16 protein-coding genes are annotated in these 13863 nt (G+C 38.0%); 11 read left to right on the top strand and 5 right to left on the bottom strand.

Translation table 11 applies throughout. The features are described 5' to 3' along the window. Nucleotides 1-66: 66 nt before the first annotated feature. From JT739_RS05235 to JT739_RS05225, 3 genes are all read left to right on the top strand, one after another. The gene (locus tag JT739_RS05235; RefSeq protein ID WP_237660051.1) at nt 67-753 is read left to right on the top strand and encodes an RluA family pseudouridine synthase; all 687 of its coding nucleotides are present in this window, start codon (nt 67-69) and stop codon (nt 751-753) included. A 126-nt stretch (nt 754-879) separates the two neighbouring features. After that, on the top strand, nt 880-1518 hold the full coding sequence (locus tag JT739_RS05230) for a thiamine diphosphokinase (protein WP_237660050.1): 639 nt from the start codon (nt 880-882) through the stop codon (nt 1516-1518). 13 nt (nt 1519-1531) lie between these two features. Further along, nucleotides 1532-2647, top strand: a complete 1116-nt coding sequence (locus tag JT739_RS05225; RefSeq protein WP_237660049.1) for an acyltransferase — start codon at nt 1532-1534, stop codon at nt 2645-2647. Between the two features lie 3 nt (nt 2648-2650). On the opposite strand, the gene JT739_RS05220 is transcribed toward JT739_RS05225, so the two are convergent. Further along, a complete protein-coding gene (locus tag JT739_RS05220; RefSeq protein ID WP_237660048.1) occupies nt 2651-3181 on the bottom strand; it encodes a DUF4347 domain-containing protein in 531 nt (176 codons plus the stop codon). 274 nt (nt 3182-3455) lie between these two features. On the opposite strand from JT739_RS05220, the gene JT739_RS05215 reads away from it, so the two are divergent. The 3 genes from JT739_RS05215 to JT739_RS05205 all read left to right on the top strand — a co-directional run bounded on the left by JT739_RS05215 (nt 3456) and on the right by JT739_RS05205 (nt 6127). Next, complete coding sequence (locus tag JT739_RS05215) at nt 3456-4139, top strand: TIGR00266 family protein (RefSeq protein ID WP_237660047.1); 684 nt, start codon at nt 3456-3458, stop codon at nt 4137-4139. A gap of 207 nt (nt 4140-4346) precedes the next feature. Then, on the top strand, nt 4347-4706 hold the full coding sequence (locus tag JT739_RS05210) for a BlaI/MecI/CopY family transcriptional regulator (protein WP_237660046.1): 360 nt from the start codon (nt 4347-4349) through the stop codon (nt 4704-4706). Then, complete coding sequence (locus JT739_RS05205) at nt 4703-6127, top strand: M56 family metallopeptidase (protein WP_237660045.1); 1425 nt, start codon at nt 4703-4705, stop codon at nt 6125-6127. The genes JT739_RS05210 and JT739_RS05205 overlap by 4 nt, the downstream gene beginning before the upstream one ends. A gap of 111 nt (nt 6128-6238) precedes the next feature. Here JT739_RS05205 and JT739_RS05200 read toward each other — a convergent pair whose 3' ends face one another. After that, nucleotides 6239-6634, bottom strand: coding sequence for a pyridoxamine 5'-phosphate oxidase family protein (locus tag JT739_RS05200; protein WP_237660044.1), 396 nt, complete (start codon nt 6632-6634; stop codon nt 6239-6241). 371 nt (nt 6635-7005) lie between these two features. Between JT739_RS05200 and JT739_RS05195 the strand changes: the two genes are divergently transcribed. The 5 genes from JT739_RS05195 (at nt 7006) to pepF (ending at nt 12010) form a co-directional block, all read left to right on the top strand. Next, nucleotides 7006-7914, top strand: coding sequence for an ABC transporter ATP-binding protein (locus JT739_RS05195; RefSeq protein ID WP_237660043.1), 909 nt, complete (start codon nt 7006-7008; stop codon nt 7912-7914). Then, the gene (locus JT739_RS05190; RefSeq protein WP_237660042.1) at nt 7907-8137 is read left to right on the top strand and encodes a hypothetical protein; all 231 of its coding nucleotides are present in this window, start codon (nt 7907-7909) and stop codon (nt 8135-8137) included. Before JT739_RS05195 ends, JT739_RS05190 begins: the two co-directional genes overlap by 8 nt. A gap of 44 nt (nt 8138-8181) precedes the next feature. Beyond that, nucleotides 8182-8874: a response regulator transcription factor gene (locus tag JT739_RS05185; RefSeq protein ID WP_370642583.1), complete on the top strand. Its 693-nt coding sequence runs from the start codon at nt 8182-8184 to the stop codon at nt 8872-8874. A gap of 4 nt (nt 8875-8878) precedes the next feature. After that, complete coding sequence (locus JT739_RS12895; RefSeq protein WP_237660040.1) at nt 8879-9949, top strand: HAMP domain-containing sensor histidine kinase; 1071 nt, start codon at nt 8879-8881, stop codon at nt 9947-9949. 270 nt (nt 9950-10219) lie between these two features. Continuing rightward, a complete protein-coding gene (gene pepF / locus JT739_RS05175) occupies nt 10220-12010 on the top strand; it encodes an oligoendopeptidase F (protein WP_237660039.1) in 1791 nt (596 codons plus the stop codon). A gap of 59 nt (nt 12011-12069) precedes the next feature. Here pepF and aroQ read toward each other — a convergent pair whose 3' ends face one another. Genes aroQ through aroE form a run of 3 tightly spaced genes read right to left on the bottom strand, consistent with a single transcriptional unit; the run spans nt 12070 to nt 13837 of the window. Next, nucleotides 12070-12513 carry a type II 3-dehydroquinate dehydratase gene (gene aroQ, locus JT739_RS05170; protein ID WP_237660038.1) on the bottom strand — a complete coding sequence of 148 codons (444 nt, stop codon included), beginning with the start codon at nt 12511-12513 and terminating at the stop codon, nt 12070-12072. Then, entirely contained in the window at nt 12510-13025 is a 516-nt protein-coding gene (locus JT739_RS05165; protein WP_237660037.1) for a shikimate kinase, read from the bottom strand. The genes aroQ and JT739_RS05165 overlap by 4 nt, the downstream gene beginning before the upstream one ends. A gap of 2 nt (nt 13026-13027) precedes the next feature. Then, nucleotides 13028-13837, bottom strand: coding sequence for a shikimate dehydrogenase (gene aroE / locus JT739_RS05160; RefSeq protein ID WP_237660036.1), 810 nt, complete (start codon nt 13835-13837; stop codon nt 13028-13030). Between the last annotated feature and the right edge of the window lie 26 nt (nt 13838-13863).

Here is a 13863-nt window from a genome sequence, read left to right as displayed (position 1 = left end):
TTGGATTTTTTTATTGTAAATGGTAGAATCAATATAACATAGAACAAAACAGTCAAGGAGATGATTATGAATACCCTAGATATACTATATGAAGACAACCATTTGCTAGTAGTCGTAAAACCGCCCAACCTATTGTCGCAAGGTGACCAAACTGGGGATCCGGATTTGCTCACTATTTTAAAACAGGACTTAAAACAGCGCTACAATAAGCCAGGAAATGTATATCTTGGTCTTGTCCATCGTTTAGATAGGCCGGTGGGAGGGGTCATGGTCTTTGCTAAAACCTCCAAGGCTGCGTCAAGACTTTCGGACCAGATCAGAAGAAAAGTATTTGAAAAAACTTACATAGCGGTGATTCGCGGCTTGCCAACAAAGCAAAAGGATACTTTGATTCACTATTTATTAAAAGATGAAAAGACCGGCAAAGTTGCAGCGGTTGATAAAGGAGTAAAGGGGGCTAAAGAAGCAGTTTTGGATTACGAAGTAATAAGCTATGCCCATCCCTACAGTCTTGTAAAAATAAATCTTCAGACCGGGAGACCCCACCAAATACGAGTTCAGCTTTCAAAAATAGGTTTCCCTATCCTGGGCGACCAGCGATATGGAGGATTTAAAGATAAATTCAGCCAAATAGCTTTGTGGGCTTACAAAATATCCTTTGAACATCCTACATTAAGGAAAAAGGTGGAGTTTTCTGCTTCGCCGCCAAAACGGCCGCCCTGGTCCCGCTTTTCGCTGTCTAAGTTAGAATAAAAACTCTTTGGACAAAGCTTAAACAGCATGTTGAATGTCAGACTTTGAGATTACTATAAAAAACACCTCCAAAAGTATTTTTAATGGTATAATAAAGACAGCTTATAAGATGTTTGGAGGACTACTATGAAGGCAGTTGTTTTAGCAGGTGGCAAAATCGAAAACTATGATAAAGTTAAAAAATATTTATGTGAAAGCAGCTTGATCATATGTGCCGATAGCGGCATAGAACATGCATTTAACATGGGAATTATACCGGATCTGCTTGTCGGAGACATGGATTCCATTAGCCCCGAAGCTGCAGCAAAGGTACAAAAGCTGGGTATAGAAAAGCACACTTATCCTTCGGAAAAGGACTACACAGATACCGAATTGGCTATAGATATAGCGCTTTCAAAAGGGGTCCGTGAAGTAATACTTTTGGGCGGACTTGGAGACAGGCCTGACCACAGCCTAGCGAATATTTATTTGATGGTCAATTTTAAAAGACAGGGGCTTGATTTAAAACTTGCCGGTGAAAAATGGGAGATGTTTTTAATAGACAAGGTGACGGAAGTCAGCGGTAAAAAGGGAGATATTTTATCGCTTATTCCCATAACTTCTGAAGCCATAGGTGTAGAGACTGAAGGTTTATACTATCCTTTAAAAGGCGAAACCCTTTTGATGGGACCTGCCCGTGGTATAAGCAACGTTTTTTTAGGAAATGTAGCTAAAATTTCAATAAAGCAGGGATTGCTGTTGGCAGTTAAGTGGACACAAACCTAGAAGGAGGAGAAGTATGGCTAGACCTAGAGTAGTGGAATTAGATTTTATAAGGGCATCGGCTATTCTTTTGGTGGTCATTCTTCATGTTTCTGCAGCATATGTGGCCTACAGCAGAGTAGATAGCAATGTCTTTCATTTGGGTCTCTTACTCAATCAATGGTCCCGGATTTGCCTGCCTTTATTTGTTTTTGTATCAGGATTTGGCCTTTTTTACAAATACGGTCAAAAGAATCAGCTTAAATTGAAAGACTTTTATTTGCGTAGATTTTATACAGTTTTTGTACCATATCTGGTATGGAGTTTTATCTACATGATTTTAAGGGACATATTTAATCCATCTTTTCATTTTATAGGTCTACCTTTTAAAGACGCGTTTTTATCTTACATAAATTGGACATTTAAAGAAAATATACATACACCCATATGGTTTGTAATGATGATTGTGCAATTATATGCCGCATTTCCCATTTTAATTAACCCAATAGTGAAAATAATCAAACCGAGCAAAGCCATAGCAGCAAACTTTTTACTGTTTCTCATTTTAAGCGTTTATTTTCGCCATTTTATGGTTATGACCGGCATATATGCAATAGACTTGCTGCAAAAATATTACAATGTAAACCTTATTGGTTGGTATTTTTATTTCATACTGGGGGGCATAGTAGCGCAAAACTGGGAAAAACTTAAAGAAATAAAACTGAATAAATTTCGAATTGCGTTATTATATATTATTACTACATTGCTGGTAATACTGGAGGCTTACATGGGATTTTTGACATACGGACAAGCTCACTTAGGTGTATACACATCAACCAGACCTACGGTTTTGATTAATTCGGTTGTTGCCATTCCTTTAGCATTTATCCTTGCTCAAAAGGCAATGAGACGGGACAAAACTGCAAAGTTTTTTACAGCCATATCAAGGTACTCTTATGGAATTTTCTTTGTACATCCACAAGTGCTGACAGTAGTAAAACAAATCGTAGGCCTAATATATGGCACCTACACCACCCGAATTTTTCATTTGATTCTAATATTTATGCTTACCATTATGCTTTCATATTTATTCTGCTATATTGTCGATAAGACGCCAATGAGGACGGTGTTATTAGGTAAAGGTAAAAAATAGTGGCTACCACGCCCTGTATCGTTTGCCTGCGCTATAGGCTAAGCTGCCATTTTTAAAGACAAGCCAGCTGTCGGTGGTTAGAAACACGCCGGTTTCTCGATTGCCCCAAATTTCGGGATAAGTTCCACCATCAGATCCAACCACAGTACCTCCTGTAACAGCAGAAAGTTTCCTAGAAAAAGTGCCCAGGTCACAGCCAAACAACAGAATTTGCGAGTCAGGCGTAAATCTGATAATTCCTTTTTGAATTCTGTCAGCCAAGTCGCTTAAATAAGCGGCTTTTTTTGTATCTTGAGGCCCCGGCTCATCGTAAAACCCGCTCCAATTTGACATGATTATTCCTCGCGGATAAGAATGGCTAAACACTTTCATTAAAAAAATAGGTCCTCTCGTTTTAGTCAAGTCTGCCAACATTTCTAGAAATTCTTGCCCTGTGCTAGGTTTGATAATTGTATGGCCTGTCATTTCAGCCCTGTAGTCAAAAGCTGGTTCATCTCCATACCCTTGTGCGGAAACAGCTATAGCAATGCTCATTTTTTCCTCTCCCTTTAAAAATGTTGTTATAATATCATTATATTCAATTTTTTTTTGGGGTTTCCTTAACTAGTGTAACGATGTATCGGCAATGCAGGTAAATTAACTATATGCTATTTACCATATGCGGGAAAGTCTGTCTTTGGTGATGGGGAAATATACCGGATTAAAAACCATGATGTTGTTGTAGCTATTTTCATAAATTTACACAAAATATTTATCTACCCCTTGTTATGTGCTATTATTAAAATATAAATCAGCAAGGGGTGATCTTGTGAAATACGAGCTTAGAGGAGATACGCTACCTGTTGTAATCTTAACTTTAGAAGAGGGAGAAAGTGTCTTTACGGAAACCGGTGGTATGGCTTGGATGAGCGAAGGCTTTGAAATGAAGACTAATATGGAAGGCGGCATATTAGGGGGAATTGCCAGGACACTGGCAGGAGAAAGCCTTTTTATGACAACATATACCATGAAAAAGTCATCGGGCTTCATAGCCTTCTCCTCGTCATTTCCAGGGAAAATAGTTCCCATATATCTGGAAGCCGGCCAGTATATTATATGCCAAAAGGAAGCTTTTCTGTGTGCTGAGCGCAGCGTAAAACTTTCGGCTTACCTGAAAAAGAGGTTAGGGGCAGGTTTATTTGGAGGGGAAGGCTTTATACTGCAAAAACTAACAGGACCAGGCTGGTGTTTCCTTGAGATTGACGGTGAATCTGTAGAGTATCAATTGGAGCCCGGCGAAAAAATAAAAGTTGACCCGGGACATGTGGCAATTTACGAACCCAGTGTGGACTTTGACATTGAAATGGTAAAAGGCTTTAGAAATATCTTTTTCGGAGGCGAAGGCTTATTTTTGGCAACACTCCAAGGGCCGGGAAAAGTATGGCTTCAGTCCATGCCTGTTGCAAACTTGGCAGCCAGGATTATACCTTTTATTCCAAGTAGTTCGGATTGATACGTGTGTTAGAATAAGTAATAGAAAAAGATTAAAGGTATTCGATATAATTAATAATATATTTATTGTATTGGTATTACAGAGGGACGTGAACATCTTACGTCCCTTTTGCGTTATTAAACACGAAAGTTGTTGACAAAATAGGTTTACTGCGATAAACTAAATATCGAATAAGGTTTATTATAATAAACCTACGGGAGGGTGTTCATGAAAGATTTAAAACTCTTTGACGCAGAATACAAATTGATGGATATTATTTGGGAACTTGAGCCAATAAACTCTACAGAATTAACTAGAATTTGCCAAAAAAAACTGGGATGGAAAAAGTCTACTACATACACCATGATAAGAAAGCTGTCTAATAGAGGAATCTTACAAAACGAAAATGCTACAGTTACTGCCTTGGTAAAGCGGGATCAAGTTCGAAAATACGAAAGTGAAACGCTATTGGAGGAAAAATTTGAAGGCTCTCTACCTGTTTTTTTAGCTACATTTCTACAAGGTAGGAAACTATCAAAAAGTGAAGCTCAAGAGCTTCAAAAATTGATTGAGGAGGCTACCAAATGAGCCGATTGTTTGTTACGGTGTTCAATATGAGCCTGACTGCAAGCTATGTGGCTTTAGTTGTTATATTTATCCGCATGCTGCTTAAAAAGTTACCAAAAGTTTTTTCCTATATGCTTTGGGCGGTAGTGTGGTTTCGGCTTGTTTGCCCTGTTTCCATTGAAAGTCCTTTGAGTTTGGTGCCCGCTGAAAGCCCTATACCTTACAGTATTGCAAATTCAATAAATCCTGACTTGCAATTTAGCGTTGAAAATATAGACAATGCATTAAATCATTCCGTAAACCCTTCAGTGCCTTTTGCGGATTCTATAGCAAGTTTAAATAAAACGGGTATTATGGAATTAGCCACAGCCGTATGGCTGATAGGTATTGCGGTATTATTGTGTTACAGCATATCATCATATTTTAAACTCAGCTTGCGCCTTTCAACTGCAACGCTATACAAAGAGAATATATATGAAACTGATAGGATAAATACTCCTTTTGTCTTTGGATTTATTCGGCCTAAAATTTTTATACCGACAGGCCTTGCGCAGAATGAGCTGGATTATATACTAAAACACGAGCAAGTGCACATCAAGCGCAAGGACCATATAATAAAACCACTGGCATTCCTGGCGGTAGTCCTTCATTGGTTTAACCCTCTCATATGGTACTGCTTTTTCCTCATGTCTAAAGATATGGAGATGTCCTGTGATGAAAGAGTCCTAATAGAGTCAAAGGAGGATATAAGAGCCTGCTATTCAAATTCTTTGCTTTCTCTTTCAGTAAAACAATCGGGAATTTTAATGCCCCTAACCTTTGGAGAAAGCAATGTAAAAGCGCGCATTAAAAATGTGCTCAATTTCAAAAAGCCCCTACTTTGGAAAGTATTTATTGCTGCCATTTTAGTAGCTGTAGTCTCGGTTGTACTGATGACAAATCCCAATGAGAATGGCCGAGGAAATGTTTTTTCAAACACTGTATCCTTTTTCAAACAATTTAATAGAGACTCGTCCTTGGCTGTCGCTGAAAAATTTTTAAAGTATAAAACGGAATATGTGGGAAATGCGCCAAAGGTAGGAAATATCATATATCTGCTGGCTTTTCCTGAAAAAGTGAGTTACGACCACTTTGAACTTTATACGGATAGCGTTCCCTACGCTGTTACGGTTTATTTAATGACTGATACCCAGACGATAAACTACTATGCTCAAACTTTAGATCAGTCCCTTTTTGAGAAAAATGCGATTATCATGTTTTCCCTTATAGGCAATGTAGATTATATAAACTTTAATTTGACAGACGGCAAAAGTGATTACCTTGTGCAATATACAAGAGATGATGCAAATGCCATTATAGGAAGGGATGTTCGAGAGTTTTCAGAAGGAAAACAGGAATTTGCAGAACTATTGAAGAAGTTAGACGCGATAAAAGAAAATTAAAAATGCAGCAAGAATAGAAAGCTTGCCCAAAAAACTAGTAAAAAACAAGAAAGGATATGTAATGATAAATATATCCTTTCTTGTTTTTTTCACCTTTATGTGAAATTGCATTTAAAACTTGTGAACTTCCGGTTCAGCGGTGAAGGAGCAGAAGGTACAGGTGGCGTCTTTTAAGTAAAAGATGGTGCATTTTCCATCATCGGCGGAATACAACTGTTTTAGTTCTGGATTGTCATCTAAAAATTGCTGTATTTTGTCCAGATCGTAATCTTCTACTGCAGTTGCGGAAATTCTAAGCCAGGTGCCATCTTTACCCATGGTGCAAATGGCGATGTTTGGATTTTCAATCATTTGTTTGTATACTTCCTTTGTTCTTGAGGTCTGGATATATAATTTGCCGTCGATAACTGAAACAACACCAAAGGGCCGTACCTGTGGCTTATTGCCGTCTACAGTTGCCAGATAAAACACTCTGTTTTCTTTTAAATATTGGAGGACCTTTTCCATTATAAATTACCTGCCTTTATATATAATTTATTTATTCACAAAAACTAAGTTGAATGGACAAGACCAATTATTATTATACATTAAATTAACAGATGCGGCTATAACTTCCAAGCAGAACAAAATTGAAAAATCTAAATATCAAGGAGGCTTGTTTTATCAGGTAAGTGGCCTAACCGGAACATAGAAAACTATCTGACCTACGGATTTTGAAAGAGTAATGCCATGGCAGCGTTAATTTATTAAAATTTTCATTGTGAGTGGCTGGTAAACTGCTTCATAAAAATTTAAGGTAAATTTAAGGATTATAAAATTTGAAGTTAAACTGCCTTCTATATAATTAGCTTGAAAAGTTAATTTATAGGAGGTCGAAGATGGAGCTTGTCATTGAAACAAAAGGTTTGACAAAAAAATTTAGGAAATTTACGGCAGTAAAGGATTTAAACCTGAAAGTTCCCAGAAAAACCATATATGGGTTTTTAGGCCCCAATGGTGCAGGAAAGTCCACAACAATCCGCATGCTTTTGGATTTAATAAAGCCTACAGGAGGAGAGGTGTATTTATTTGGCAAAGACATCAGCAGGTATCGAATGGATATACTCAGAAAAGTAGGATCATTGGTAGAGGCGCCATCTTATTATGGCAATTTAACTGCCTATGAAAACCTGGAGATAACCAGGAGAATACTTAAAATAGACAAAAAAGAAATTGACAAGGCACTGGAAATTGTCAATTTATCAAAGTGGAAAAATGTTAAAGTAAAAAGTTTTTCGCTGGGAATGAAGCAGAGATTGGGAATAGCTCAAGCTCTAATAGGGCCCCGGGAGCTTTTGATTCTGGATGAACCAACAAATGGCCTTGATCCCGCCGGAGTGCGAGAGATCAGAGATTTGATAATAAGTCTTCCAAGAATAATGGGAGTTACCTTATTGATAAGCAGCCATATTTTAAGTGAAATAGAGCAAATGGCAGATTATGTGGGCATAATACGAAATGGCAATCTGCTATTCCAAGGGACATTAGATGAATTGAAAGCAAGGACAAATACGCAAATTCTCATAAAGGCAACTCCTCTTGACAAAGTCCAGGAATTTATCAGGCAAATGGGCCTTGGAGTAGAAAACAGGGAAGGAAAACTTTATGTATCTAAAGGAGAGATTGGCACCGAAGAACTAAATAGAGCACTGGTATTGAAAGGCTTTGGAGTTTCACACTTGAGCGAGAGCGAAAAAAGTTTGGAAGAAATCTTTTTAGAGCTGACGGAGGGTAAAAGCAATGCTTGAGTTTTATCAGCTTTTAAACTATGAATTACTAAAGCAAAAAGGTACTTTTACTCGATCTATGGTCTTGCTCTCGCCGATTCTTGCAACAGGGCTTTCATTTATAAATTTGCTTTTTCGCTATGACTACCTTAAGGGGTTAGAAGTAAATAAAGATTTAAGTTCATGGAATTTATTAATTATTCAGCATCACTTTTTGTGGATTCTGATTTTGCCTTTAACATAATAGTTTCTTGCATATAGAGGTGGGCTTTATTGGTAAATGTAGACATGACCATTATGAAGAATAAGAAAATTTTATTGGTGGATGATGAATTAGATATACTAAATTTACTGGAAACCGTGCTTAAAAAAGAAGGTTTTAATAATATCTATAAAACCACTTCTGGCCATGAGACCATAAAAATGTGTGAAAAAATAGCACCAGATCTGATAGTTTTGGATATCATGCTGCCTGATATTGACGGTTTTGAAGTTTGCAGGCGATTAAGGGAGTTTTGTTTAGTCCCTATTATCTTTTTATCTGCCAAAGATGATGATGTGGACAAATTGCTCGGACTAGGCATTGGCGGCGATGATTATATAACAAAGCCCTTCAGCCCCAAAGAAGTGGCTTTTCGGATTAAAGCACATTTCAGAAGGAGCGAATATTTCAATTTAAAGAGCCTATCCGATTCCAAAAGGATAATTAGGTTCGGAGATGTAGAGATCGATGAAGACAAAGGTGAGGTTAGAAAGAAAAGTGAATTGGTGCCTTTAACTTTAAAGGAATACAGCCTGCTTCTGTATTTGGCTTACAACCCTAACAAGATACTCAGTAAAAACCAGATTTTAGAAAAGGTATGGGGCAGCGATTTTGAAGGTTACGACAATACATTAATGGTACACATAAGGCATCTTCGCCAGAAGCTGGAGAATGATCCGTCAAATCCAAAATATATAATCCCATTATACCCCGAGTGAAATGGTGTTTTACAACATATATACGGGGGCAATAGATGATTACACTACTTTTGCCGGCACTAAAGAAATTGACGGCTATAAATGGAGTTACATTATAGGATTTCCCATGGAAGAGGTGGCAAAGTACAATTTTTACTATTTGCCAAAGAGACTAGAACTGAACATCGTAAAAGCTGCAATATATCTGCTCGTTACACCTATCGCAGTTATATTGATAATGGGATATATTTTTGGAAGAAGCCTTACAAAGCCGGTGTATGACATAATCACTGGCATACAGCAGCTGGCAAAGGGAAATTACGATGTAAATTATAAAGAAAAGGGCATATATAAAGAAGTCTATGCAAATATCAACAACTTGTCCCATCAATTAAAGCTCAATGAGCGGGAAAGAAAAAAGACGGAGAAAATGAGGGAAGAGTGGATCAACAATCTTTCACATGATTTAAAGACGCCCCTGTCTTCTATAAAGGGATACAGCGAATTGATGGCTGATGGGGATTATCCCTTAACTGATAGTGAAATAAAAGAGTACTCCCGCATAATAAAAAACAAGGCCATCTATATGGAGGAGCTGCTGGAAGATTTAAAATTAACTCAGGTTTTAAAAGTTGGCCTGGTTCCTTTTAATGCCAAAAAACAAGATCTCGTTGAACTGCTGAGAAGTATTACAATTGATGTGCTCAACAACCCCAAATATGAAAAGAGAAGAGTGCAGTTTAATATAGGCACTGAACCAATAATTTTTTCTTTCGACAAAAACCTTTTGCAGAGGGCCTTTACCAATCTCATATACAATTCTCTGGTTCACAATGATGAAGATACTGAAATAACCATTAACATAGACAAACAAGAAAAAATATATATTGAAATAGAAGACAACGGCAGGGGGATTCCAGAAGAGGATTTGGATAAACTTTTTGAAAGGTATTATAGAGGCACTGATACCGGTGAAAGTCACAAAGGTTCGGGCCTTGGCCTTAACATTGCAAAGCAGATAATAGAGCTCCACGGTGGGACAATTGATGTGGAAAGCACCCGGGGTGCGGGGACCAAATTTATTGTGACCTTTTAGTTTTTGTGAAGGGCAATAGAATGCTGCCTTATTTGTCAGGCTTGCTAAACTAGTTACCTTAAGCCTCTGTTGCTTATATATTAATATAAAAGAGCAATAGGGGTATTTTTGTGTTCAAAAAAGATTCATAAGGATTTTAGAAGATATCGGCTCACTTTATTTTAAGTTAAAAGCTTGGTATAGTATAATCAAATGGCATAAAAAGTAAATAATAATTAAAAGGCGTTGTTTTAGTCATAAGAGCTAATAGCTAAAGAAAGGGTGGGAAAGTTGAGCAATTTGCCTTTGAGAGAAGAAATTGATGATATTTACAAATGGAAGCTGGAAGACATATACGAAAATGAAGAGCTCTGGGAAAAAGATTACAGTGAAGTAAAAAGCCAATTGAGTTTATTTGATGAATATCGGGGCAATGTTAATACGGCAGAAAAGCTGTTGGGTGTCTTAAAGCTTAAAGATGAGGTTACCATGAAGGTTGATAGGCTCTTTACATATGCCAGGATGCGAAGAGACGAAGACAATTCCCGGTCGAAGTATCAGGCACTGGCTGATAGAGCAATGAGCCTCGTGGTGGAACTTTCAAGCAGGACGTCTTTTATTGAACCTGAAATCCTCTCTCTTTCCGAAGAAAAAATCATGAACTTCTTGGAGCAAAACGAGGATCTGAAACTGTACAGACATTTTCTTGAAAATCTGATGCGCATGAAAGCACACATTCTTGACGCGGAAAAAGAAAAAATTCTTGCTGAAGTTATGGAAATTGCTGAGGCTCCTGGTGACATTTTTAAAATGCTGGACAATGCAGATATAAAATTCCCAAAGATTAAGGATGAAGAGGGCAATGAAGTTGAACTTACAAAAGGGCGCTATATGACATTCATGGAAAGCGAAAACCGGGAAGTGAGGAAGGCTGCCTTTGAAGCCCTCTATAACACTTACAAATCCATGATAAACACCTTAAGTGCCACAACCGCTGCAAATGTCAAGGTAAATATTTTTGTTAAAAATCAGAGGAAATTTAAATCTTCCCTCGAAGCATCCCTATTTGCCGATAATGTGCCCGTTGAGGTTTACGATAATCTGATAAAAACCGTCCATAAGCGGTTGGACTTGATGTACAGGTACGTAAATATTCGGAAGAAAGCATTGGGCCTTGATGAACTCCACATGTATGACCTTTATGTGCCACTTGTCAGGGGCTACGACAAAACCGTAAGCTATGATGAAGCCAAGCAGATGGTCATAGAAGGCCTTGCACCTATGGGTGACGAGTACATCAGCATCTTAAAAGAAGGATTTAATTCCGGATGGATTGATGTTTATGAAAACCGGGGTAAGACCGGAGGGGCATATTCCTGGGGAACCTACGGCACTCATCCCTTTGTGCTGCTAAACTTCCAGGGCAAATTAAATGATGTGTTTACAATTGCCCACGAAATGGGGCATGCCATACACACATATTATTCCTTTAAAAACCAGCCCTATGTTTACTCAAATTACACCATATTCGTAGCGGAAGTCGCTTCAACCTGCAATGAAGCCATACTCATAAATTATTTACTAAAGAACGCTCGTACAAAAGAAGAAAAAATGTATTTGCTGAATCACTTTATGGAACAGTTTAGAGGCACCGTTTACCGCCAGACCATGTTTGCGGAATTTGAGAAAATCATACACGAAAAAGCGGAAGCTGGAGAGCCATTAAATGCTCAAATGCTTCAGGAAATTTACCACAAATTAAATGAAACATATTACGGCCCTGATATTTGCATTGACCAGCTCATAGATTATGAATGGGCAAGGATACCGCATTTTTATAGCAGTTTCTACGTATATAAGTATGCTACCGGCTTTTCAGCGGCCATTGCGATTTCCAAGAGCATACTGGAAAAGGGAATGCCTGCCGTAAACGCATACAAGCAATTCTTATCAAGCGGAAGTTCCGATTACTCACTGGAGCTTTTGAAAAAGGTAGGGGTGGATTTGACAACTCCCCAGCCCATACAGGAAGCCCTTGGTGTGTTTGAAAACCTGCTTAATGAGTTTGAGGAACTGATGTAAAAAAAAGCCATTCATCACATGCTGTGATGAATGGCTAAATTGCTGTAAAGGGCAGACATCTATTTAAGGCCATCTTGGACTTTGTGAATTAAGGCCTGCATGGCAAGTATGTAACCGTAATAGCCAAATCCGGAAATCTGGCCTATACATGCTCCGGCGGTTACCGATCTTTTTCTGAAGTCTTCCCGGGCATGGATGTTGCTTAAGTGAACTTCCACTGCCGGAACTAAGACGGCTTTTAAAGCGTCGTATATGGCAATGCTGTAGTGGGTATAGGCTGCGGGATTAATGATTATTCCATCGTATTTATCTCTCGCATTGTGTACAAAATTTATAATTTCACCTTCAATATTGCTCTGCACAATATCCAAAGAGACTCCCAAATCTTTTGCCCTTTCATACAGTAAATCGCATATTTTATTATAGTCCATGTTGCCGTAAATATGAGTTTCTCTGGAGCCTACAAGATTGATATTTGGGCCGTTAATTATCAGGATCCTCATAAATAATTCCTATCCTCCAGTATCTTTATAATTTTTTTCACCGTATCCATAATTTCATTTTGGCTTTTTACTTCAAAATCTGAGTATTTTTTGTATAGTTCATACCGCTCGCGAAAAAGCTGATATATCCTATTGACATCATTTGCAAGCAGAGGCCTGTTTGAAATATCTATATCATTGACTATATCGTCAATGGGGCGGTTTATAAAAAACACTAGGCCTTTTCGCTTTAAATTTTCGATATTTTGTCTGAAAAGAACTACGCCGCCACCGGTTGCTATAACTGTATTTGTCCTTTGGCTTAATTCTTCGATAGCAGCTCTTTCAAGGGTGCGAAAATGTTTTTCGCCATCTTTGAAGATTTCTGGTATAGTTTTGCCGGACTTTTTTTCAATGTATTCGTCCACATCGCAGAAATCCATGTTGAGACTTTCTGCTAAAATCTTTCCCACAGAGGTCTTGCCGGAACCCGGCATTCCGATCAGTACAATGTTAATGCCTTTTTGCCTCAAGGTCACATCTCCTTATCAGCTTCGAAGAGAACTTCGTCTATAATTTTTTTATCTATTACGGTCTTGTTCCATAATTCCTGAGCTTTTGCAGCCTGGCAAACCAGCATATCAAGTCCGTTTATTGCATATAAACCCATTTCTATGGCGTTTTTTATAAGAAGGGTTTGCTTAGGATTATATACAATATCAACTACTACTTTAAATTGCTTTAGAAGAGCTGCATCTACAGGACTGACATCGGTATTAGGATACATGCCAACAGGAGTGCAATTTATCAGTATATCACCATCAATGCTATGAAGATCTTGATACGATATAATCCGAAAGTCACTGTATTTCTCCTTGGCTTTTTGGTAATCTCTGCTCACGAAAATCAATTCTCCTATACCCTGATCCAGGAGATACTGAGAAACTGCTCTGGAAGCACCTCCAGTCCCTAGAATAACAGCGATCTTGCCTTTTAATTCCACATTGTGGTTTTCTAGGACCATTCCGAAACCATAATAATCCGTATTACTGCCAATTGCCCTGTTTTCATCTATAGTTATGGTGTTTACAGCACCAATTTTTTTGGCTTCAGGAGACAGCTCGTCAAGGTATTTCATTATGTCAATCTTATAGGGTATAGTCACATTTGCACCTTTTATGCCCAAAACTTTCATTGCCTTTACAACATCTTTTAAATCTTCTCGTCTAACTTCAAATAGATTATAGGTCCCTGAAAATCCAGTTTTTTTGAAAAACTTTTCGTGAATTATAGGTGACAGGCTGTGGCCCAATTTTTCACCTATAACACCGTAACATTTGAGCATAATTAAACCCCCTCGTATAATATATT

Origin of the sequence: Tepidanaerobacter sp. GT38 (assembly GCF_021991635.1) — a bacterium.
Classification (GTDB): Bacteria; Bacillota; Thermosediminibacteria; order Thermosediminibacterales; family Tepidanaerobacteraceae; genus DTU063.
The sequence above is the reverse complement of the archived record's forward strand: the minus strand, read 5'-3'. Positions and strand labels throughout refer to the sequence as shown.